18 protein-coding genes and 2 pseudogenes are annotated in these 23,172 nt (G+C 42.4%); 9 read left to right on the top strand and 11 right to left on the bottom strand.

Annotated features, from left to right (window positions below):
* A complete protein-coding gene (locus ACYRY3_RS27090; protein ID WP_460204728.1) occupies positions 1-858 on the top strand; it encodes a nitrate ABC transporter ATP-binding protein in 858 nt (285 codons plus the stop codon).
* A 78-nt stretch (positions 859-936) separates the two neighbouring features.
* Positions 937-1,080 carry a hypothetical protein gene (locus ACYRY3_RS27095; RefSeq protein WP_460204786.1) on the top strand — a complete coding sequence of 48 codons (144 nt, stop codon included), beginning with the start codon at positions 937-939 and terminating at the stop codon, positions 1,078-1,080.
* A gap of 107 nt (positions 1,081-1,187) precedes the next feature.
* Here the strand turns inward: ACYRY3_RS27095 and ACYRY3_RS27100 are convergent, their stop codons facing one another.
* A complete protein-coding gene (locus ACYRY3_RS27100; protein ID WP_460204729.1) occupies positions 1,188-1,592 on the bottom strand; it encodes a hypothetical protein in 405 nt (134 codons plus the stop codon).
* Between the two features lie 275 nt (positions 1,593-1,867).
* Between ACYRY3_RS27100 and ACYRY3_RS27105 the strand changes: the two are divergent.
* Positions 1,868-4,561 (top strand): annotated as a pseudogene (locus ACYRY3_RS27105) (MGH1-like glycoside hydrolase domain-containing protein); the annotation flags it as partial.
* A gap of 242 nt (positions 4,562-4,803) precedes the next feature.
* A complete protein-coding gene (locus ACYRY3_RS27110) occupies positions 4,804-5,151 on the top strand; it encodes a hypothetical protein (RefSeq protein ID WP_460204730.1) in 348 nt (115 codons plus the stop codon).
* A gap of 152 nt (positions 5,152-5,303) precedes the next feature.
* Here ACYRY3_RS27110 and ACYRY3_RS27115 read toward each other — a convergent pair whose 3' ends face one another.
* From ACYRY3_RS27115 to ACYRY3_RS27140, 6 genes are all read right to left on the bottom strand, one after another.
* A complete protein-coding gene (locus tag ACYRY3_RS27115; RefSeq protein ID WP_460204787.1) occupies positions 5,304-5,429 on the bottom strand; it encodes a hypothetical protein in 126 nt (41 codons plus the stop codon).
* Between the two features lie 585 nt (positions 5,430-6,014).
* Positions 6,015-7,595, bottom strand: coding sequence for a GMC oxidoreductase (locus tag ACYRY3_RS27120; RefSeq protein WP_460204731.1), 1,581 nt, complete (start codon positions 7,593-7,595; stop codon positions 6,015-6,017).
* A 57-nt stretch (positions 7,596-7,652) separates the two neighbouring features.
* The gene (locus ACYRY3_RS27125; protein ID WP_460204732.1) at positions 7,653-8,909 is read right to left on the bottom strand and encodes a glycosyltransferase family 4 protein; all 1,257 of its coding nucleotides are present in this window, start codon (positions 8,907-8,909) and stop codon (positions 7,653-7,655) included.
* 119 nt (positions 8,910-9,028) lie between these two features.
* Complete coding sequence (locus tag ACYRY3_RS27130) at positions 9,029-9,883, bottom strand: glycine betaine ABC transporter substrate-binding protein (RefSeq protein WP_460204734.1); 855 nt, start codon at positions 9,881-9,883, stop codon at positions 9,029-9,031.
* A gap of 63 nt (positions 9,884-9,946) precedes the next feature.
* On the bottom strand, positions 9,947-10,867 hold the full coding sequence (locus ACYRY3_RS27135) for an SMP-30/gluconolactonase/LRE family protein (protein WP_460204736.1): 921 nt from the start codon (positions 10,865-10,867) through the stop codon (positions 9,947-9,949).
* A gap of 61 nt (positions 10,868-10,928) precedes the next feature.
* Positions 10,929-11,957 carry an SGNH/GDSL hydrolase family protein gene (locus ACYRY3_RS27140; protein WP_460204738.1) on the bottom strand — a complete coding sequence of 343 codons (1,029 nt, stop codon included), beginning with the start codon at positions 11,955-11,957 and terminating at the stop codon, positions 10,929-10,931.
* Between the two features lie 621 nt (positions 11,958-12,578).
* Here ACYRY3_RS27140 and ACYRY3_RS27145 point away from each other — a divergent pair.
* From ACYRY3_RS27145 to ACYRY3_RS27155, 3 genes are all read left to right on the top strand, one after another.
* Positions 12,579-13,382 (top strand): alpha/beta fold hydrolase, encoded by an 804-nt coding sequence (locus ACYRY3_RS27145; RefSeq protein ID WP_460204739.1) that lies wholly within the window; start codon positions 12,579-12,581, stop codon positions 13,380-13,382.
* Between the two features lie 786 nt (positions 13,383-14,168).
* The gene (locus ACYRY3_RS27150) at positions 14,169-15,350 is read left to right on the top strand and encodes an alkene reductase (protein WP_460204741.1); all 1,182 of its coding nucleotides are present in this window, start codon (positions 14,169-14,171) and stop codon (positions 15,348-15,350) included.
* Positions 15,351-16,093: 743 nt separating this feature from the next.
* Positions 16,094-16,426 (top strand): hypothetical protein, encoded by a 333-nt coding sequence (locus ACYRY3_RS27155; protein WP_460204742.1) that lies wholly within the window; start codon positions 16,094-16,096, stop codon positions 16,424-16,426.
* Positions 16,427-16,434: 8 nt separating this feature from the next.
* Here the strand turns inward: ACYRY3_RS27155 and ACYRY3_RS27160 are convergent, their stop codons facing one another.
* A complete protein-coding gene (locus tag ACYRY3_RS27160) occupies positions 16,435-16,680 on the bottom strand; it encodes a transposase (protein WP_460204743.1) in 246 nt (81 codons plus the stop codon).
* Positions 16,681-17,457: 777 nt separating this feature from the next.
* Between ACYRY3_RS27160 and ACYRY3_RS27165 the strand changes: the two genes are divergently transcribed.
* Together ACYRY3_RS27165 and ACYRY3_RS27170 are read left to right on the top strand one after the other, a co-directional pair.
* Positions 17,458-19,284, top strand: a complete 1,827-nt coding sequence (locus ACYRY3_RS27165; RefSeq protein WP_460204783.1) for a ScyA-related TPP-binding enzyme — start codon at positions 17,458-17,460, stop codon at positions 19,282-19,284.
* Between the two features lie 13 nt (positions 19,285-19,297).
* On the top strand, positions 19,298-20,416 hold the full coding sequence (locus tag ACYRY3_RS27170; protein WP_460204784.1) for a 3-oxoacyl-ACP synthase III family protein: 1,119 nt from the start codon (positions 19,298-19,300) through the stop codon (positions 20,414-20,416).
* 169 nt (positions 20,417-20,585) lie between these two features.
* Here the strand turns inward: ACYRY3_RS27170 and ACYRY3_RS27175 are convergent.
* From ACYRY3_RS27175 to ACYRY3_RS27185, 3 genes and pseudogenes are all read right to left on the bottom strand, one after another.
* Positions 20,586-20,741 (bottom strand): annotated as a pseudogene (locus tag ACYRY3_RS27175) (winged helix-turn-helix domain-containing protein); the annotation flags it as partial.
* Positions 20,742-21,219: 478 nt separating this feature from the next.
* On the bottom strand, positions 21,220-22,152 hold the full coding sequence (locus tag ACYRY3_RS27180; RefSeq protein WP_460204744.1) for an Npun_R2821/Npun_R2822 family protein: 933 nt from the start codon (positions 22,150-22,152) through the stop codon (positions 21,220-21,222).
* A gap of 10 nt (positions 22,153-22,162) precedes the next feature.
* Positions 22,163-23,158 (bottom strand): Npun_R2821/Npun_R2822 family protein, encoded by a 996-nt coding sequence (locus ACYRY3_RS27185; protein ID WP_460204745.1) that lies wholly within the window; start codon positions 23,156-23,158, stop codon positions 22,163-22,165.
* Positions 23,159-23,172 lie beyond the last annotated feature (14 nt).

The raw sequence follows: 23,172 nt of genomic DNA on the forward strand, positions 1-23,172 counted from the left end.
ATGTACGAGCGTAGATTTATTTCCGGCGAAACCACCAAAACATCCAGACAACCTCTCACTATCCCCACCCGCCCCGCTCCTTTCTTGGTAATGGAAGACGTTTCTAAAGTCTATCCCACACCAAAAGGTCCTTTCGTAGTATTGGACGGCGTTAACCTGACTGTAAACCAAGGTGAGTTTATCTGCGTCATCGGTCACTCTGGTTGCGGGAAATCAACTCTGTTGAACATGGTTGCGGGTTTTACTCAGCCTAGCAGTGGCTCGGTACTGCTTAACTCTAAGCCGATTACAAAGCCAGGACCAGACCGCATGATGGTTTTCCAAAACTATGCTTTGTTGCCTTGGTTGACTACTTTTGAAAACATTTACCTGGCTCTGAACGCTGTTTTCCCCAATAAGACAAAGGCAGAGAAGTCAGCAATCGCCCGCGATCACCTAGCACTGGTGGGACTTACAGAAGCAGCAGATAAAAAGCCAACACAAATCTCTGGGGGGATGAAACAGCGGGTTGCGATCGCTAGAGCTTTGGCGATTCGTCCTCAAGTTCTCATCTTGGATGAACCGTTTGGAGCGTTAGATGCTATCACAAAAGAAGAATTACAGGAAGAGTTGTTGAAAATTTGGAACGAACGGCGATGCACGGTATTGATGATTACTCACGATATTGATGAAGCGCTGTTCTTGGCAGACCGTTTGGTGATGATGACCAACGGACCTGCTGCCAACATCGGTGAAATTCTCAACATTCCTTTCCCCCGTCCTCGCGATCGTGCCCGGATTATGGAAGATCCAAAATACTACCAACTGCGAAACTACGCCCTTGACTTCCTCTTCCGCCGCTTTGCTCATGATGAGTAAACTCATACTAGGATGGGCAAAATGTCCATCCTACAAAAGGTAAAAATTGTGGGGTTGTCCTTTAGAAAAATACAAAATATGAATACAAATATTGTTGTAGGGTGGGCAATGCCCACCTATTTTATTTGCATAATTGCAAAAGTCTTATCAGGGCTCATAGGTATATGTGTGGGAGATGCTTTAGGTGTTCCCGTAGAATTCACAAGCCGTGCCGAACGATAGCTTCGCTACAGCACAGCAGCAGATCGCGATCGCCAATCTTATGAATCGCGTACTCTAGCATATGACTATACCAAGTCATAATAAAGAGCAGAAAAGCAATTCCAGTTTTAAAAAAAGATAACTTCATCTGGTTTTCCGCGAGATACCCTACCTTCAGCGAAGCAAGGTAGGGAGGGATAGCGGGTTAAACCGACTCCTAAGGGCGGGAGGAGGTTTAACAATTTCCGGGTTGATAGCACGATTAACCCCGTGCTTCGCTGTATCAATCGGACTTTCTTTGCTGTGAATTGCCCTAACCTACGCCAGGCGCTATCACTGACAGAAACTTGTTTTTCAGTGTCGCCACTCACCCATCCGCGATAGGTTTTGCTTCCTTGGGTGGCTTCAACGCAATCGCCCTTACGGAAATTGTGACGGGTTACAGTACCGCCATATTTGCGTCTCACTCCACCCTTAGTCGGAACCATGAGGTGTAGTTGGCGACGAGATACCGGAGGACGTTTAACAATCACAAATTGGGAAGGAGTGATATTAATTTGACCTTTCCAACCGCTTCTAAAAGTCTGGACAAAGTTACCTACAATTAGACAAGTTTGGACAAACCCAACTCCACGGTGTAAGTTCGCTCAATTAGAAGTGCATTGCTGCTTGGAACATTTGCCCCGTGACTCAGGTTCCTTGACCACTAATCCCCAGTTAGAAATACTGTAAAAAGAGTGCCTACTCTTAATATCAGTACGAGACTTAAGAATTTTATTCAGTTGATTCCACTGGCTCCATACGTGCTGAACGGCAGTGGGGAACGGTGCGAGAAGATTATAGTGCGACTGGGGAAGCCTGGAACTACTTCACCCATGACCAAGCCCGTTCCCGCGCTTATCGATGGGGAGAGGATGGCATTGCTGGCATTTCCGATAACCATCAACGACTTTGTTTTGCCATTGCCCTATGGAATGGTGAGGATGCCATTCTCAAAGAGAGAATGTTTGGTTTAACGGGAACCGAAGGCAATCATGGGGAAGATGTCAAGGAATACTACTTTTATCTAGACAATACCCCCACCCATTCCTACATGAAATATCTTTACAAATATCCTCAAGCTGCTTTTCCCTATGCTCAATTAGTTGAAGAAAATCGACGCAGAGATCGCAATAGTCCAGAGTTTGAACTGCTAGATACGGGTGTGTTTAGCGACGATCGCTACTTTGATGTTATCGTAGAGTATGCAAAGAATTCACCTGAAGACATTCTGATTAAAATCAGTGTTATCAACAGGGGATCGGAAGCAAAAACCCTGTATCTTTTGCCAACCATTTGGTTTCGCAATACCTGGTCTTGGGCTTCCAATCAAGAAAAGCCTTTTCTAAAAGTTTTCAAATCTGACACTCATTTAAGCATCATCGAAGCCTCTCATCCAACTCTAGGAGAGAGATGGCTTTACTGTGATGGTGCAACTCAATTGCTATTTACAGAAAATGAAACTAACAATGAAAGATTATTTGGGGTGAGCAATGCTTCTCCCTACGTCAAAGATGGAATTAACGATTATGTGGTGCATGGTCGAAAAGAAGTTGTTAATCCCGATCTCATCGGCACAAAAGCTTCAGCTTATTATGAATTGTCAATCGGTGCAAGTGAAACCAAAACAGTGCAATTGCGCCTAACCAACACCCCAACTTATCAAGGGGGATCGGAACAGGGTGTGGAACCGTTTGGTGCTGAGTTTGAGACAATTTTTCAAAATCGGATCTCGGAAGCAGATGAATTTTATCACCGTATCTGTCCCTTCGAGCTATCTGAGGATATGCGGAATGTGCAACGACAGGCATTTGCTGGTATGCTATGGAGTAAGCAATTCTATTACTACGTTGTAGAAGAATGGCTTAAGGGCGATCCGGCTAGTCCACTGCCACCCCCACAGCGCAAGCGTGGCAGAAATCACGAGTGGATTCATTTGTTTAATGATGACATTCTCTCGATGCCGGACAAGTGGGAATACCCTTGGTTTGCAGCTTGGGATTTGGCGTTTCATCTGATCCCGTTAGCAATGATTGACCCAGATTTTGCTAAGTACCAATTGGATGTACTGACGCGAGAGTGGTATATGCATCCTAACGGTCAAATTCCAGCATATGAGTGGGCTTTTGGCGATGTCAATCCGCCCGTTCACGCCTGGGCTGCCATGCGTATTTATCAGATAGAGAGAAAAATGTATGGTCGCACCGATAAAGATTTTCTGGAACGCGTGTTTCAGAAGTTGCTGCTAAATTTTACCTGGTGGGTGAATCGAAAGGATGTAGAAGGAAACAACGTTTTTCAGGGCGGCTTCCTGGGATTGGACAATATCGGTGTTTTTGACAGAAGTGCTGAACTTCCCACTGGTGGGCATATTAATCAGGCAGATGGTACCAGCTGGATGGGAATGTACTGTCTGAATATGCTAACGATCGCACTAGAACTCGCAAAATGCAATTCTACCTATGAAGATATTGCCAGCAAGTTTTTTGAACATTTTCTTTACATTGCTGATGCCATAGACGGCATTGGCGAGGGAGAGATAGCTTTATGGGATGAAACTGATGGTTTTTACTATGATGCACTGCATTTGCCTGATGGTACTCATTGCCCCATGAAGGTGCGCTCAATAGTAGGGTTATCGCCATTGTTTGGCGTTACCACTTTGGAACCGGAAGATTTAAAGATGTTACCAGGTTTTAGACGGCGGATGGAGTGGTTTATTCGCAATCGCCCTGACTTGAGCCGAAATGTCGCCTGTATGGAAACACCAGGTGTTGGTGCCAGAAGACTGCTAGCGATAGTCTATCGAGATAAACTCCGCCGCATCCTGCAAAAAATGCTAGATGAGACAGAATTTTTAAGTCCCTATGGTATCCGCGCTGTTTCTAAATTCCATGCGTCCCATCCCTACATTCTGGCAATAGACGACCAGGAGTACAGGGTGGATTACGAACCTGCCGAATCCAGCACCAATCTATTTGGTGGCAATTCTAACTGGCGCGGACCGATTTGGTTACCTATGAATTATCTGATCGTCGAGTCACTCCAAAAGTTCCATCATTACTTAGGCGACGATTTCAAAGTGGAGTGTCCAACTGGTTCTGGTCAAATGATGACTCTCTGGGAAGTTGCTGCTGAGTTATCTCAAAGACTGATTCGGATTTTCTTACAAGATTCGTCTGCTCGTCGGCCTGTTTATGGCGGCACAGAAGTATTCCAAACCAACCCTCATTGGCGTGATTTAATTCTTTTTAATGAGTATTTTCATGGCGATAACGGTGCCGGGATTGGTGCGAGTCATCAAACGGGCTGGACGGGTTTGGTCGCAAAACTCATCCAGCAGTACGCAAAATATGGTGGAGAAAATGGTTTTGTTGCAAAAACTGGTGATACTCTAGTATCAGTTCAGAACTTACATTACGCCTTCGGCGATCGTCTTGATAGCTTGAAAAGCACCGTTTAAGTTGTGCCTTATTTTATGGTTCTTCAATGGTCAAAATTTTCAGCCTGGGTGATAACTAAGTAGAATTGCTTAATAGAGCGGTTTTCGTTTGGATGAGTTACACGGGATTGTCAGGGCGTATAGGTCTGTGACAAGGGGCAGCATACCAATTGGTTAAACTGTAGGGTGGGCACTGCCCACCAATTGTGAAAAGAAGCAAGGCAAATTACCTAACAAAACATCAAAGCATAATTTATCAGTTTGTGGCTAAGAAAGATAATGAGGGAACTGTAATTATTAAGGGAGCTATACCAAAAACTTTAAAGCTTGACTTCAAGGTTTTGTGTGTACAGCAAGAATTGGACATGAGTGAGGTGTTGAAGGATTTGATCGCGCAATGGATACGAGCAAACGAGCCTGTTACTGAATCTTCGATCTATCTATCTAATCAAGACTCTGAGGATGTTAAAGCATACGTCCCAAAATCTTTAAAGCTTCAGTTCAAATTACTTTGCACTCAGAAACAAGTTACAATACGTTCTGTTTTATACAAGCTCATCAAGCAATGGGTGGAAACGGGCAGTTCTAGTTCTGACTCTTTACTGCTCTAACCAAATTGTTACTTTGTCACCCCATCAGACAAAATAGCATATAGTTAAGTAATTATTTCGTTTAACATATTCTCCTCCGTTTTTCTACTTGGAGGAGATTTTATTATGAATCGTGACCTGAGGAGTTAACGCGAAGCGATCGCAAAGAGTAACTAGCAACTTGGGTTAATAATTTCTTTCAGCCATAATGGAACCACCTTCGCAATTCCGTTTAGGGCTGCTCTTAATGCTTCTCCTACCAATTCTAACCGATTGACTTGACGTATTGCTGCTAACACTTAAGTTGAGTCTGTACGTTGCTTACTGCGCTGCTTGATAAGATTTTTTTCTTGAAACCACCCTAACATTTCTCGTTTTTACCTGATACAAATATTTTATTGCCAGTAATCTTTAGACGCAGATATTTTTGCTGATGTTTTAGTACAGTTTTTGCCACAAACCCCAGCCTAGTTGGCGATCGCGAAGCGTACCATAGGCATTCGCATAGCTCAAATTTTCGCCTTCTCCTCAATTTATCCAATCTTCTCTTCCTGGAAACGTTATGTATTACTCTCTCCTACGTTATAGGTAATCCTCTACTAGGAAGGGAGTAACTCGTTGATAACCACTTTTGCGGTTATAGTTAGATGTACAGTAAAGACAGTTCATTCCCATATTATGCAATGCCCCCACGGCTTTACTTCATCAAACTGTGGGAGCATCAATTTATTACCAGTTAATACCGAATCGTCAAAGATTGGACTATATTATCTTAAGGGTAACTTAACGGGGCTCAGCATTTAGCGGTTCTTGGTTATTTGTCCCAATAACAAGCCAGAATAATTTGACGAAACTTGCGAAAGTGAGTGTGCTGGAAAGGGCTGTCAAATTTCTCTCACAATCTTATCCATACAACGTTCTGCTAGAGCCGCAATAGTGAGCGCAGGATTTACGCAACCTGTAGAGCCAGGAATGAGTGCACCATCAACAACGTAAAGTCCTTGATAACCACGTACTCGCCCATACTCATCACATGCTTTGCCTAGAACTGCTCCACCAAGAGGATGTGCAGTAGTACCAATACTAAATTCTGATGCAGGTTTATTGTTAGGCATTGAGACAGGGTTTTTCGGCTCTAGATTTTTATAAGTTTGCGCTGTGGCTTTCTCAAGTTCTTTATTTCTTTTAGAATCTGCAGGCCAGTTTAAATTGACTGAGTCTGTAGCCATATTGTAGGTGAAGTTTCCTTCTGCTGGGCTTATAGCTAAACCAAGACATTGTATTGTTTTTTCGGAAGCGGTTACATTTGGGAAATTTATTAGGGTAATTGGGGTTTTATTATCCCAGTTTAAAATAGCAGCACCTGCTGACCCTCCTTGAGTTGGATTGGTTTGTGATAAATTTGAAAGTATACCTAAAGTATCTCCATTAGTTCCCCAAAATTGCCCGATGTATTCGTTTAACTTGGGTAATGTCCCTTTTGCTTTAGCTTTAACTAAAAGTTCAGAAGTACCAAGTGAGCCAGCCGCTAAAAATAGAAAGCGACATGTGAAAGATTTGATTTCAACAACTTGCCCAGATTCATCAATTTGATTGCAAAAAACGCGATATCTCGATTCACCGGGTATCTCAGCAATTTCTGTTACCATATGTAAAGGGAGAATTTCTACAGATCCAGTTTTTTCTGCTTGAGCCAAGTAATTGCGATCTAGGCTGTTTTTTGCACCACTATTGCAGCCAAACCAATGTTCACCGTTAATGATAGAAGGGACTTTAGTTCCTTTTATTTCTTCACGAACTACATTCCAATCTATAGATAGATCTAATAAACGATGTTTGAATCCAGCTTGCTTCGCCTGATTCATAAATACTCGAGTTGATAAATAGTAATCAGTATTCAAAATATCTTCTGGGATTGGTGTTGGTTTCATAATTGAATTAACAAGAGGATAATAAGTTTTATCCAACTCGTCGTAGATGTCAAGTGTCCTAGGAAAACTTCTATAGAAGAATTCACGAGAGGGCTGAAAAAGAATAGCGTTGTAGACGAGTGAACCACCTCCAACCCCAGTACCAGACAAAACAGAAATCCTATTTCCCTGCTTAAGCTCTAAAACTCCTGTATACACATCTATAGAATTTCCATCGAAAGTTTTTGAACTTAACCAAGCAGCTCGACCATCAGGTTTACGTAAAGTTGCAAAAGTATTTTGTTCAGGTGTAATTGACCACCGACGACCTCGCTCTATCACTAATGTCTTCATACCAACTTGTCCCAAACGTAGAGCTGCAACAGCTCCGCCAAAGCCACTTCCGATAATCAAAGCATCTATGGGTTCATCTTTTACAGATTGAGCACTAGTTCTACTATGATGAGTATGGGAGAGTAAGGTAATTAAAGTACTAGTAGAAAATAGGGCGGTATTTTGAAGAAAGCGACGACGACTATGTACTTTATAAAGCATAGTTATAGCTCCTGATAATTGCTTAATTGTTTGGTGTTGATGAACGCGATATCTTTGTTAAGTTGACCGTGTTGGTACAAAGACTGGGTCGGCTGTGACTTGGTAGAATAGCGTTTCATATTGATTTAATGCTTGCTCTAGAGCATATTGCTCAACAGCGTACTGCCGACTTTTCCGACCTAAAGTTTCTACTTTATCTGGATGTTTATATAAATCTAAAATCGCTGCCGCTAATGCATCAGGGTCTTCTGGAGGAACTACAATTCCACTCCCACTTTTCTGCAACGTGAAAGCTGCCGTACCTTTGAGTGGTACAGACCCTAGAATAGCGCGACCGCAGGCAAGTAGTACTTGGATTTTTGAAGGCATATTAAAGGAAATGACATTCCGCTTTTGCACCACCAACCCCACATCCGCAGCAGCTAACATCTCTGGCAAATGTTCGCGCTTTACAAAAGGCAGCAGTAGAACGTTAGAAACTTTAGACTGCAACGTATATTGCTGCAATTGCTGCAATCCAAAAGAATCTCCCACTATGACTACGATAATGTCTGGTATATGTTGCAAAGTTTTAGCTGCTTTAACAACCGTTTCTAAACCTTGAGTGAGGGCAATGTTACCGGAATATAGCACCACGAATTTACCAGCAAGATGATGGGTGATGCGAAAGCGGTTGTTTTCTTTCGGTAAGGGGCGGATGAAAGTGATATCTGCCCAGTTGGATAAAAGCACGATTTTGTTTGCAGGAACGCCCTTACCGAGAAGATTTTCAACGAAACCATCAGCGATAACGGTGATTTTGGTTGCTGTACGGTAGGCAAATTTTTCTAGGGTAGTAAAGATACGGATGAGCCATTTGTTCTTGAGCAGACCAGTGCAAACAGCGGCTTCCGGCAAAATGTCTTGGAGATTTAAGATGACAGGGCAAGAGTACAACCATCCTAAGAGGGCCGCTGGGATAGAAATCGGTAATGACGGTACGGTTAAAAGAATGATGTCTGGTTTAGGACCGTTAAGGGCTTGCAAAAAACTAGTGCTTGCAAAACTCATCTCCAAAAATATTCGCTCCATTAGTCTTGGTTGGGGGCGAATCCAAACATAACTGCGCTGAATCTTCACACCGTTTTTGTATTCTGTGTTATATAGTTTACCTCTGTATTCTGGATAAATACGGCGTTGTGGGTAGTTAGGCATAGCAGTAATAACGCGGACAGAATGACCGCGCTTGACTAAACCCTCTGCTAGTTCAGTCATGAGGGGGGCAATGCCAATAGGTTCTGGATGGTAGTTGTAGGAATATATTAATATCCGCATAACCTGAGTTTGTAGGTCTTGTCGCTTGCATTAAAGTTTTCTCATCAGTTACTAGGATGGTATTGTTGTGTTGCAAAAACTTTGTTTTTTGAACTCGGCAGTTTTTGCAACACAATCGCTTAAATCACATCTACAAGCCAGGTATTGACTAGGGCTGCATGATTCGATATCCAGTCTGCTGCCGCTTCCTCTGGTGTCTTGCCATCCATGTTAATGGCGTAATCCATAGCGGTAATCGCCGCTATGTCTAATCGCATACGTGCCAGCGATTCGAGCGTTTTTTTCGGTAACTGTTCACGCACGCCTCGATGGGCAGCAAGTACAACTCGATTCAATCCACCTAGTAAATTTTTGGGCTCATCTAAAGGGCGCAGCCGATAGAGCTGGTTGAAGTAATATGGTTGCCACAAGGGAATGATACTCCACTGTTGAGAGGCTTCTGCTTGAATAAGGGAAGCTTTCCAATCATCAAATGAGCCCGGTATCAACTCATAGCCTTGGCGATCCAGTCCGTATTCCTTAATCATCTTCATAGAAGCAGTGGTAATTGTGGTATCCAAACTTAAACCACGCAAAGTTTTGTTCATTCTATCGGCTACTTCTGGTTTAGCAAGATCCTCAATAGAGCTTACAACTTCCACAGGTACATACTCGGGCAGTGCCCAAAAAAACCGAGCACCACTGTAAAGCGTAGATACTTCTTCTACATGCTCCTGTAATCTTTTCCAAACCTGGGCATGACCTTCTGGTAGCCAGAAAGCTACACAAAGATCCACATTACCCTCTCCCACAGCATTGTACACTTCAGTGTGTGAGCCATCAATCACCTTAATGGCATGACCTAGCCGATTCAGTATATTGACGACAACAGCAGCTGCGGCTTGATAGAATGACTCATCGATTCGACCCAGCACAATAGTGTTGGAACTCACTCGGGAATCTGAAATTACTTGTTCGATAGGTCTAGCAAGCATGATCTTTTTGTCCTTTTTCAGCTAGTAGCATGGCATTCGACAGTAGTACTTCAACTGCCTCGTTTAACGCTTCGCATCTTTGCGTATACCAGAGCCAGTGCCCCTGATTTGCATACGGATTCGATAAACACCTGTCTCTGCCGTGATGTAAAGCGTTTGATAGTCCGAGTCTCCCCAAGCGATCGCACTTGGTTGTTCTGGTACCGCTATTTTGCTAAGGAGTATCCCTTGAGCATTAAGAACAGCCACTCCACCAGGCGCTGTGCAATACACGTTTCCAGCAATATCAGTCTTCATACCATCTACGACAGCCTGTGAACCTGGAACAGACAAATTGGCAAATAAGCGTGGGTTTGTCACACCACCATCTGGTTGGACATCAAACACCGTGATATTTCCAGTAGCTGAATCATTTACGTACAACCGTAACTCGTCAGGAGAAAATGTAATACCGTTTGGATACTTAAAGTCTCGTGATAATAAGCTTACAGCCCCTGTTACACCATCAATACGAAACACACCACTAAAGTCAAGTTCTGGTTCCTGCTTAGAAGGACCATAAGGTGGTGCAAGTCCAAAAGGAGGATCGGTGATATACATACTACCATCAGCACGAACTATAACATCATTCGGGCTGTTAAAACGCTTACCCTCAAAATGGCTAGCTACAACTGTTATTGAGGCGTTTTCTGCAGTGCGTGTTACTGTCCGGCTTGCATGTTCAGCAGTCAGTAAATTACCATCAAGATCCCAGGTACGCCCATTAGAAAAGTCTGAGGGTTTACGATAAATTTCAAATGAACCAGAGGGAAAAACTTTCCAAATCACATCACCAACAATGTCACTGACTAGTAAGTATCCGTCCGGGTGCCAGATGGGACCTTCAGCAAATTTTGCAAACTCATTAGCAACTTTTTCGACCGTAGCATCCTTTGCCAAAATTGTAGATTGTGTTAGGGAGTTGTTCTGAATTAAACTAGTCATCTTTCCATCCTTTTATTGTTAATAACCAAAGAGTTAACTATTCTTCTCTACATACAGTTTGTCAAGATGCACATACCTCTTTAACTATGTCTTGAACCAGGTTCACTTTTTTCTGTTTTTTCTTCAGCAACAAAACTGTACTTAGAGTAGCTACAGAGAATAAACCCAATCCTGCATAAGGTTCAGGCACTTTCGTAGCATGCACTCTTGAATAAACTGCATCTGCCACTACACTGTAACCCTGACTGCTAAAGTGGACGGTATCCCACCAAAGATAATTCTCTGGTTTTTTTCTACAATCTTCTGGTATATCTGTGGGAGCAAGGGGATTATTTACGCAAGAACTGTCTACATTGGTGTAGCCGTATTTCTCTGGATTATTGACTTGGTCGAGGTATACAGAATAAATGTCAAAAGGTATGATATTTACACTAGGGTCTAGAGTCTGTTTCAAATCTTCCAAAGCTTTGCTCAATTGAGAATTATGCTCTTCTACTAAAGCTTTTAAACCTTCAGGTGTTTGAACAGACTCACCAAGGCTTGCACCTGGTGTTACTTGTAAAGCGCCTGAATTAAACACCACTATATTTTTAGCACCAGCATTTACAAGCTTTGTGACTCCCTCTATGGTATTTGCGACTGGCACATTGGTGTTTGTCTGACCACCATAGAAGTAATCATTAACACTGCCATATATGGTATAGAGAGCATTTGGATCGGTAACGGGATTTGCTGTGATAAAGTTATCAATCTGGTCTATCACCCCTGGTAAATCAATACCAGCCACGCTAGAACGAGCATTACCACGTCCAGAGTAAGCACCAGCAATGGCGAAGTTAGTATCTGGATTGTAGCTTAGTTCCAATCTAGATGCTAAGTATTGCGGCCAAATTTGATCGTTCGTGTAGAGTTTGTTAGGAAAAGCATTCAATGGTGGTGCCTTTCCATTTGTAGCTTTGTAATACCGACCGCTATCTGAAAGACTATCTCCAAACACGTATAATTCGCTATACATACTTGCCGCTGAAGCTTTTAGGGGAATCATCAGAGACAATGCAACACATCCTGTTGCTAGAATTAGCTGTTTCATGGTTGATTTCTCGGTAGTATTTTTTGTAAGTTTCTAGCTCTGACTAAAAAGCCTTGTCTTTGCTAAATTTTCTAGAAACCGACACTATCTCTCAGTGAAAAGCGTGTAAAACTGGATTAAGCAAGTTATTCTTGGCAATCTTTCTTGTGTTTAGTTTCTCAGTTAAAGAAGTTTTTACCTAAGTAATTTGAGGAAGTTAAGAACAAACTTAAGTTTTTGAGCTATAAATTTTGCTCACCTTTTACTAAAAGCCTGTTTTTCAAGAAATGTTAAGTATAATCGGCTTTCTGTATCAAAAGTATACATAGCAGCGATTAGCGCATAACAAACCTGTATGGCAGACAGTGTAAAAGTACTTTCACTTTTGCAAAAACTGGATGTGTGGGAGCGCATTAACCCTGCCTTACAACAAAAAGTACGCTGATATCTTAATAAAGATAAACAACCAACTGCAGTAATTGCAGACACTGAGTCGATACAAACTCTAAATAACTGAAGTTAACAAAACTCCAAGCTTTAAATTTTGCTTTAACTTCCGGATTTTAACTAGGCAAAATTTGGTTATACTGGCAAGCTGGATAGAAACGATAGGTTAATAAAACAAGTATTTGAGAAAGTAAAATGCTATACGTAGAAGTCGAACCAGGAGTTAAGGTTTTCGTTAATGATTGGGGCACAGGAACGCCAATAGTCTTTATCCACGGCTGGCCACTTAACCACCAGATGTTCGAGTATCAGTTTACACAACTGCTAAAGCATGGTTACCGCTGTATCGGGATCGATCTGCGTGGGTATGGAAAATCCGACAAGCCTTGGGGTAATTACAACTATGATGTTTTTGCTGATGATATCAAAAAGGTTCTTGAAACACTGGATTTAGCTGATGTTACTTTGGCTGGATTTTCTATGGGGGGGGCGATTGCTATCCGTTATATGGCCCGTTATGCAGGCGCTCGGGTCGCTAAGCTAGTCTTGTTCGGTGCTGCTGGGCCATGCCTGACCAAGAAGCCTGACTTCTTCCAAGGTTTAGACAATGCGCCCTATGATAACTTCATTAATGCTTGTTATACTGACCGAGCACAAATGAATGCTGACTTCGGAAACGCCACTTTTTACAAACCCATCAGTCCTAAGTTGAGTGATTGGTTTGTAAGCATGGGTATGGAAGCATCCCCCCACGCTACAGCAATGTCTGTCATTGCACTGCGTGATTCGGATCTGCGACCAGACTTAGAGACAATTACGGTACCAACAGCCATTTTTCATGGCGTTCACGATAAAGTTGCTCCTTGCAGTATAACCGCTGAAATTCATCACAAGGGAATTAAAAACTCCAAGCTGATTCTCTTTCAGAACAGCGGTCACGGTTTGTTCTACGACGAAAAGGATAAATTTAATGAAGAGTTGATGCGCTTTGTTGGCTAATTTTACTTAGCTTAGGAGTTCGCTATCCATCTGCGACGTTTTTGCCACAGATGTTTCAACTCTGCACGCCTTTTTTCGATAGGGGTGTAATTTTTTATCTTTTTTTTGGTAGAAAGATACGGGAACCAGGACAGCACAAGCACTAACAGCATCGGGACTTCGGTAGGTTAGTGTTAGAAATACTCATTACTGACTATCTGGAGCAGTCATCTTATGAAAAACGGTCAATGTCCCAAGTGTGGTTCACTTGACGTTCGTAGTGGAGCAAAATTGCCTTTTAAAGCAGGAATGCACAATAATAACTCTATTTTGTTAAAAGGTTGTGTCATAAGCCCATCTTATGCTCCACTTGACAACTACGTCTGCCTTAATTGTGGCTATGTTGAAAGTTACATTTCTAATTCCAAACATATAGATTTCATTGCACAAAATTGGCCACCTGTTAGCGATTTAGAGCATAATAGCCTTTTCCTTAGTAAATGCTACACAACTAAACAACCTTAGAATTATTTGAGAATGAGCACTCTTATAGTTTTAAGCAAAGCTGGATTCCCGAAATTATCAAGAAATTGCCCGAGCAGCAGATTTTACGCCGTCGTTGGTTAATTGAATTTGTTTTTAACATCTGCTGTTTCTGCTACAGTTCAAACTGCTTTGATTGTTTACCAAAAGTCTTCTCCTTGAAAGCTCATGCATTTATCTATTTCTGCATGGGCTTCCAGCTCAACTAGGAGTCCTTGACATTAGTACAAGTATCAACACAATTTTAGTGAGGTTACAAAAATTATGAGCCGCAACCTGAAGCTTTTATCACCTTTCAAGCTCGGTTCCCTTAAGCTACCAAACCGAATGCTCCTAGCACCAATGACCCGCTGTCGCGCAGGAGTAGGTAACATCATAGAACAAATAAGTACTGTGTATTACGGTCAGCGAGCTTCAGCTGGACTGATAATTACAGAAGCAACCCAGATATCACCTCAAGGAGCTGGCTATCCTAACGTTCCTGGAATCCACACACTGCAACAGGTAAATAGTTGGAAACAGGTTACGAAAGCAGTTCATGCCAAAGGAGGACATATATTCCTGCAGTTATGGCATGCAGGCAGAGCATCACATCCACTACTTCAACCAGATCGAGAGCTACCTATTGGTCCAAGTGCCATTAAAGCTGAGGGCACGGTCGTCACTCCCGAAGGTGAGAAACCTTTTCCTACCCCACGGGCTTTAAAAATGGAGGAAATCCCAGAGATTGTTGAACAGTTCCGTCAAGGTGCAAAAAATGCCTTAACCGCTGAGTTTGATGGCGTTGAAATCCACAGTGCTAATGGCTATCTCCTAGATCAGTTCTTGCAAGACAATTCCAATCAGCGTACAGACAAGTATGGTGGTTCAGTTGAAAACCGCGCCCGTCTCTTATTACAAGTTACTGAAGCAGTGGTGAGTGTCTGGGGTCCAAACAGAGTTGGAGTTCGTCTCTCTCCCAGCAGTACTTACAAAGATATGCATGATTCTAATCCAATAAACACTTTCGGTTATGTTGTTGATGCCCTAAACCGCTTTGACCTAGCTTATCTCCATATCATTGAACCCAGAATCAAGGGTAACGAAACTACTGACGATGAAGGACAAGGACTTGGTGTACGTTATTTTCGCCCCATCTTTAAGGGTAGTTTGATTGCAGCCGGAGGTTATACCCGCGAGACAGGAGAAGCAATTCTGGCAGAGGGGCTTGCCGATTTGGTCGCCTACGGTCGTTTATTTTTGGCAAATCCCGATTTGCCTAAGCGCTTTGCCTTGAATACGCCACTTAACAAATACGATCGCTCCACTTTCTACACCAGTGGCGAGCGAGGGTACATTGACTATCCAACTCTCGAAGAACTGCAACAGAACCAGCTTCCTTTAGTTGGAAAATACGTGATGCGACAGCCCCAAGTAGAGAGTATAAAAACAAACCAACTTTTTTAGCACATTCTGCCTATTGCTGTTAAGGTTGTCCTTAAATTATGGATCTTTAATGGACAAAACTTTAGGAACTTGCAAAACTTTGTAACAAAAATGTCAGTCCATTAATACGTCTATGAAGAATATCGTCTGCAGTACAATTGAGCGTTTGGCTTGAAATTATACATTGCTTACATTTGCAGTCTCACAAATGTATTCTCCCATAATCAGGCTCTATGCACTTCATAAGATTTTTCAATAATAAAGAAATTTATCAACAAGATACAAAAAATCGTGCATAGAAGTCAAATATTTGTAACAATGACTGGGAATTTCAAGTAAAAATGCGAAAAATGATTTGGAATCCAAAGATATCGACAGAATCTAGGTTAAATATCAAAATTAAAAAAATTTAGGTGGTTATAAAATTGTAAAAATGTAGTAGAATAATATTGGAAAAGTAAAGTAAAATTAAAAATAGTTTAAAAATTGTTGGTTGATGTTTCCGTAGCTAAATTTTTTCTTCCTAAGTTACGGAGGCTAGTTTTTTATGTATGTATGCAATTGTTTGTATACCAACCTACCCAAAAAAGCAGTTTATTGAGATATAAAATATGAACATATTGCAGTCGTTGTCATTTAAGCAGATGAAATAGAGCATCTCTGAAAGTTTTGAAAAATTGTGTTGGAGCGAGTTGTTCATTGACGGCTCGCTGCTATATACCCTTGTAAATTTAGTATGTCTTCATATAAAGGAAGGGTGCATCATGTCTAATTCTTCCGCTTTGCCTGGAAATTATTTCTTGCGTTCGCAGAGCGATCCCGCTGTTCAACGGCTAATTCGAGAGAGTTTGATTGATGCTTGTGCAGATGTCTCACCCGCCATCCTTTGGTTGCAATGCCGGCAACCAAAGGGTACTGTGGAGATCCTATTACGCAACCAGAACGACAAGGGCATTTGGGGCGATCCGAATGCAAATTACATTTTACTGAATTTAGGTGCAATAGTAAATCTCTTTCAGGAGACCACAGCTGTATTAGCACCAAAATTCCAAAATAGAATGAATATCTCTCTTTTGGCGGATGACGGAAAGTGTTGAGCGAGTGATTATGATTGTGCAGATTTTTTGAGTGTCAATCGAATCATTGCAATATGAATAAATGACTCTGCAGTTTCGGATACTACCTCATAATTCTTGCTGAATCGACAATACAAATTGAACCAACCAAAAGTTCGTTCAACAACCCAACTGTTAGGGACTATAACAAAGCCATTGTATTGGTCGGAGCAATTCATTATTAGAGTATTGGCTGAAAATTTAGCAATTTGTTGACATTGCCTGGGTGTTAACATCCATAGCAAGTAATAAACGATATTTAGTCAATGCTTTCGTCCTGAAAAACTTTAGACGCTGAAAAAGTACTTTCGTTCTAAAAAAATTAGGGCTGAAGTAGTTGGCAAATATGCGCTCGTGCTTCAAAGAGCTTGCACTGAGCAGCACGGTAGCATACTTGTGAAACATCCAGTTTGTAAGCGATTTGCTGGCAACAAAACTGTTTCCATCACCAAGCTCAAACTGCATAAATAGATTTTGCTTACACCCATGAAGAATAAAGAAGGAAATACCACCAAACTTAATTTCCGTTCAGGTTGTCCGGTAAGTCTAATCAACATAACCGAATTTACGTCAATACCTAAGTTCTATTTACTTTGCATCCTATTATGAATATAAATCATACAGTTGTTGACAAAACCTCTCTTTACAGGTAATATATACGTGTTTAGGAAAAACAAGCCACCGCAAAATGAGAGGTGCAATGTTGTCGATTAAGGCTATGCACCTTTGTTATCTACTGCTTGTTCAGATTTATCAATCTTTGGAATTTTTTGGTAGTAACATCAATTAAGTCAATAATGTATGCGATGTCATTGAGATTTGTAGTGGGTATACAACGGTCTCCTTTTGCAGACGCAACGGTTCTCTAATAGCCTTTCTTACAGATTCCCCATACTCCTACTATACACGTTCGGCAGATTGTCAACCTATGTGCAATCACTTTACCAAATATGAGTGCTACAGATCTTCCAATCAACACGAGCACGACTGAAAACATCGAACAAGGCTCTCTTATGTCATGCACACCAAGTCCAGTTTTGTACCAAAACTGTTCATTTGGCTCTTCTATACTTTCGCCATCAAGGTCAGCTTTGACATCTTCGCCTATTGCAGATGTTCATTCCAATCCCTCGTTGGATAACTCATCTTGCTTTAGTAAGCAGCAATCTACACCCGTCTCGGTAGCTGAAACTGTAGTCAAGATGCTGGAGGATATGGGAGTGCAGTATGCATTTGGTGTTTCGGGGGGTGCGATCGCTCCTATATGGCACGCACTGCAACACAGTTCAATCAAGGTACTTCACTTTCGTCATGAAGCAGGAGCAGCTTTTGCAGCCACCGAAGCTTACTTTGCAAGCGGTCGTCCCGTCGTAGTTTTTACCACCACTGGTCCGGGGATCACGAACGCACTGACTGGATTGTTCGCTGCACGTTGGGAGGGCGCTAAAGTAATTTTCCTATCAGCTTCCACGTCAACATCACAACGCGGGCGATGGGCATTTCAAGAAACTAGCGCGTATACCATGCCAGCTGCGGGGTTGTTTACCTCAGAGCCACTGTTTCATTATGCCACCACTCTTGGATGCAGTGATGAATTCCCAGAGGTCTACCGACGGCTTGCTCTAGGCTTAGCCCGACCAGATGCGTTTGTAGCACACTTGAGTATCCCTACCAACATCCAAACCAGTTCAGTTGGGACATCATTGCCACGAGCGCCTCTCTCTGTTGCTCCCGCAACCGCAAGTGAGCCAACTATTTCAAAATGTGCGCGGTTCTTATCGGAAGGACCGTTTGCCATCTGGGTTGGCTTTGGTGCGCGCTCTGCAGCTGAAGAAATTCGCCAGCTGGCTGAGAGCACGGGAGCCGCAGTCATGTGTTCACCGCGTGGCAAAGGTATTTTTCCGGAGGATCATCCTCAGTTTGTTGGCGTTACGGGCTTTGCTGGGCATGAGTCGGTTTTGAAGTATATGCAAGAGTACTGTCCTTTGCGGACGCTAGTACTCGGAACATGCCTTGGTGAATTTACCTCATTCTGGAACCCAGTAATGATCCCCAAGCGAGGATTTGTACATATTGATATTGACCCGGAGGTGCCAGGAACCTCGTATCCATCTGTCGAAACCTTCGCCATTCATTCCGATGTGAGAATATTTGTAAAGGCGCTGTTGAAGCATTTCCCGAAACGTCAAAGTCAGTCAAAGACTGTGTTGCTACCAAGACCTCAACGTCATGTAATTAATCCCAACGCGAGTGGTCTAGTACGACCTGAGGTACTAATGAATGTGATTCAAAGAGTCATTGTTGAGGGAAGCGATGCAGTAGTGATGACTGAAGCAGGTAACTCCTTTGCTTGGGGAAATCATATGCTGCGCTTTAACAAACCGGGACGTTATCGGGTCAGTACTGGGTTCGGGGCTATGGGTCATTTCGTCACAGGCGTTGTGGGTGCTGCAGTGGCGCGAAATGGCAAAGCTGTTGCCATTGTCGGGGATGGTGCCATGTTAATGAACAGCGAAATCAGCACAGCTGTGCAACACCAGATTAAGGCTGTCTGGATTGTACTCAATGACTCGCATTACAATATGTGCGGTCAGGGATCAACAATGCAGGGTTACAAGGATATGAATGTAGACATTCCACAGACAGATTTTGTCAAGATTACTCACGGGATGGGAGCTGACGCCATCCGCGTTGAAAGGGAGTCTGACATTCAAGCAGCGCTTGAAAAAGCGCTTGTCTGCAGTAGTCCGTTTGTTATTGATGTAGTCATAGACCCGACTCGGTCTGCACCAATCAAGAACCGTATTGATAAACTAACTTCGCAAAGCGCTACCGTTTAAGAGAAAGCTTATGATGTTGCATCAATTTGTAGGGATTCGCTCACTTGCTCTAACCTTTCCAAGTATTAAGCGTACAAAAGACTACTACAGAGAACATTACCCTGAAATGGTTGCTCATGCCGAACAAAAAAACTTAGCAAAGTTAATGTCACTCAATAGCTCGCTTCCTAGTAACAATTTTGACTCAAAGATGATGCCCTATCTATCAGATCCCTTGAGGGGCACTGTCGAGAAGTGGATGCTAGGTTCAGGTGAGACTTCATTAACGTTGGAGTATCGCGCAGCAATGGACGCTCTTAACGCGACTAAGTTTTCTCCCAACGACGTCGATCTCTTGCTGGTCGCCTCGTTTTTACCTGAACAAATAGGCTTTGGCAATGCAGCTTTTCTTGCCCGTCAACTAGGTCTGAATTGTGCTGCATGGAATCTTGATGCAGCCTGCGGGAGTACTCCAATTGCACTTGAAACTGCTTGTGCCTTGGTACAAGCAGGAGGGTATCGCAATGTGCTAGTGGTTATTTCATGTACGTACTCTCGCTTTTTCGATGAAGACGATACTCTCTCATGGTTTTTTAGTGACGGTGCTGGAGCTTTTGTAGTTAGTTCACTCAAACCAACTCAGGGAATCCTTGGTACGAAGACCGTTAACACCAGTGTGTTGTGTGACCAATTATTGTTTAAACTTGTCGAGGATGAGCAGGGTCATACGCGGCTCCGCCTACAGGTAACCAAAAGCTTAAACAAGATGGTCGGTGAAACTGCTATGGACTTTCTTCGTACATGTTGTCTTGGCGCAATTGCTTCTGCTGGTTTGACGCTAGAGCAAATCGACTTTTTTATTTTTAATACACCTACTGCTTGGTTTGCAAGCTTCTGTACAAGTGTACTGGGGATTAACCCAGAGCGCACAATTAACATCTACCCTCTTTATGCAAACATTGGTCCAGCACTAACTTTAGCAGGTCTGTATCACGCTGCACAGCAAGGTAAGATTCGCGAAAATGATATAGTTCTCATCTACGGCTTTGGTGCAGCTAGTTCTGCTTCTGCAAGTGTGTTACGCTGGGGTGATGTGGCGCTAGGTTCCTATCCCCATAACCCACCTTCCGCACCCTCAACTGTTACACATTAGTAAAAAGGCGTGTTATTAGTACTTATGAACTAAAACAGGAAAAAATCAAAAAGTTTAATGCTCAAATGTCTTTTTTGATTTCAGATGTTTGTTTTTATTCTTTCTTGGCTTTTTGTTCTCAGTAATTTCCGTTTGTGAGAGTTAGGGGTGCGGAAGGGAGGTTAAAACGATCGCTTTTAGTGTGAGACGGGCGAGGTACTCTGAGCCTAAAAGTCATCTGCCGTAATATCTCCCATCCCCTCTGTCGGCCGATCTGATTTCCTGTTACTTCAGTTAACCAGTCTGCTACCTTTCGACCGGTCCATAGTCCTCCATCTGGCGGTGTTAAGCATACCGCCAGCGTTCATCCTGAGCCAGGATCAAACTCTCCGTTTTGATTCCTATTGTAGAAACGTGCCGTGGCTCGTCTCTACATTTTTGGCTAATTTTTGTTTTTTGTCTTGGGGCTTTCCCCGCGACTTAATTTCTTGACGAGGACTTTAAATGCTTGGCTTTCAAACTATTACTTTATCTTGGTTCGGTTGCGTGCTTCGCGTCTCTTTCGCGCTTCACACTTTATCTAGAGTAACAACCTCATTTCTCTTTGTCAAGGGGTTTCTCTAAATTTTTTTCACCCGTTTCTTTTTTCTAGATGGGGGTGACCTCACAACCTAAGCCCTGCAATAGTTTCAAAGCTCTCGCATCTCGTTTTTGGCTTTCAAACTATATCTTTTTTTCTTGGTTCGGCGTATCTTCAGGGTCTTTTCCCTTCGACACTCAACCACTATAGCAAAAAAATCTGGAGTGTGAGGACACGAATAAAATCAAAGTTTAGCTTTAATGTGCCGCAGTTGATTCATAAGGTTATCTAGCCTTTGCTCCCACAGGCTTTTCTTCGGTTTAACGGGAAAAACTGCTGGTGGCAGTTCTGGATTGAGATTGCGGTAATGTTCCCAAATCTCCCAGTAAGGACAACCCGGTTCAATCCGAATGCCTGCCCAGTGAAGATACTGCAGGGGTTGATTGACTGAAGGGTCAATCAGAATATGTCCTTGTGTTTGAAAATGAGGGCTTCCTCCCCAGTTACCTGGAGCTTTCCCCGGTCTGCGAACAATATTGAAGCGGCGTGGAATGCGCTTCAGAAGCATATAATTAATGATGGGTTGGTCAGAAGTTTTTTGCGAGAAGTCAAAATATTCTGGATGAGCAGCACATTCAGAGAAGATGTCATACAAATCTTGCTCGGCGATTAAGTTTTTCTTTGACCCCCAAAAACCTCCGTTGAAAATGTCCTTGACTTCAGTTTCACTGAAGACTTTTTCCTCTAAGACTGTAGAACTGAAGACATTTTTAATACCGCCTGCATACTGATAATCACAACAAATAAAGTCGTATTCAGCTAAGTAGTTAAGGTTATCAATAATTTTTTCAAAGACAACTATATCAGTATCTATATACAAAAACTCATCGAAGGGGCCAAACCAGCAGGCTTGCTTGCGGAATTGATTGGGACGAGCGAAAAACTTACCGCCAAAGGTTTCGTGTAGTTTTTTCGATAATCTATCAATAAAATCTAAGTCTTCGTAAAGCTGTACACCGTAATGTCTATGAAGAATATCTGCAATGCCATGATAATTATCATCATATGGAATCATGACAATTGGTGTTTCCCGATCGCACAATCGGATACTGTTAAGGAGTGCGATCGCATGATCGGTCACCTTATCATTAGCAGTAATATAAATCCCCCGAGCCATAAAATTCTCCTCAACTGACTAGTCCTAACTTTCTTAGAATTCGTGCCCCAAAACTTGGTCGTGCATTGTAAGGCTTTGGTTTAGTTGTAAACTTTGGTTTTTTCTCTGGTTCATGGAGGTAGCGATAGTGCAAGAAAATATCTCTATAAGGAAAATCAATATTTTCACCAGAACACAGGCGGCTAAATAAACTAGAAGACAAACCAATGTAATGAATGTAGACTAAGCGGTTTCCCCTGTCATACAAAATGTTGTCTTTCGCTTCAAAATGCTTAGAAGTCACACAACAGCCTGTTATTTCACTTTTTGGTAAATGCACTGCAAAATTGTAGCTAGATACTCCTAACCGCATAACCATATAATTGAGAATGGTTTGGTCAGGAGCCATATCATAAAGAACTTCTGCTTCACCCTGACGTAATTGTTCCAAAAGCCACAAACACTTCTGAGCATCAAATATACCTTTCTTTGATGCATAGAATCCAGAACAAAACGTTTCCGCCTGCAAACGCTCTAGTGGAAATAGTTGTGTTAATTTTGCTGATGAAGTGTTGTAAACATGGGATAAATCTTTAAACTGAAAATCATAAACAACCCAGTCATGTCCCTCAAGCTGAGCAAAAGTTTCATTGAGGGAATTCATGAGCAGAGTATCGGCATCCATGTAGACAAAACGGTCAAAAGGACCATCAAAAGCACCGTAACGCCGGTGAGTGCCAACTCTGTAATACTTATCGCCACCGATTTGCTGCCAATGAGTTTGGGCTGAGGGGTGAGTATCCCAAATTTTACGAACAAAATTATCCCATTTTTGAATTGAATCTTGATTGTTGTAAAGCTGTACGTTGGGACGACGAGCAATTTCTGCGGCAATTTGTGTTGTCCTATCGTCATAGGGATAGACGCAAACTGGCATACTTTGCCCATAGATTGCTTCTATACTATTGAGTAAGGCAACTAGTTGATCGTAAACTCGGTCATTAGCAAGAGTGCAAATACCATCCATATAGCTAAAAATTA

Source organism: Scytonema sp. NUACC21, assembly GCF_054684315.1.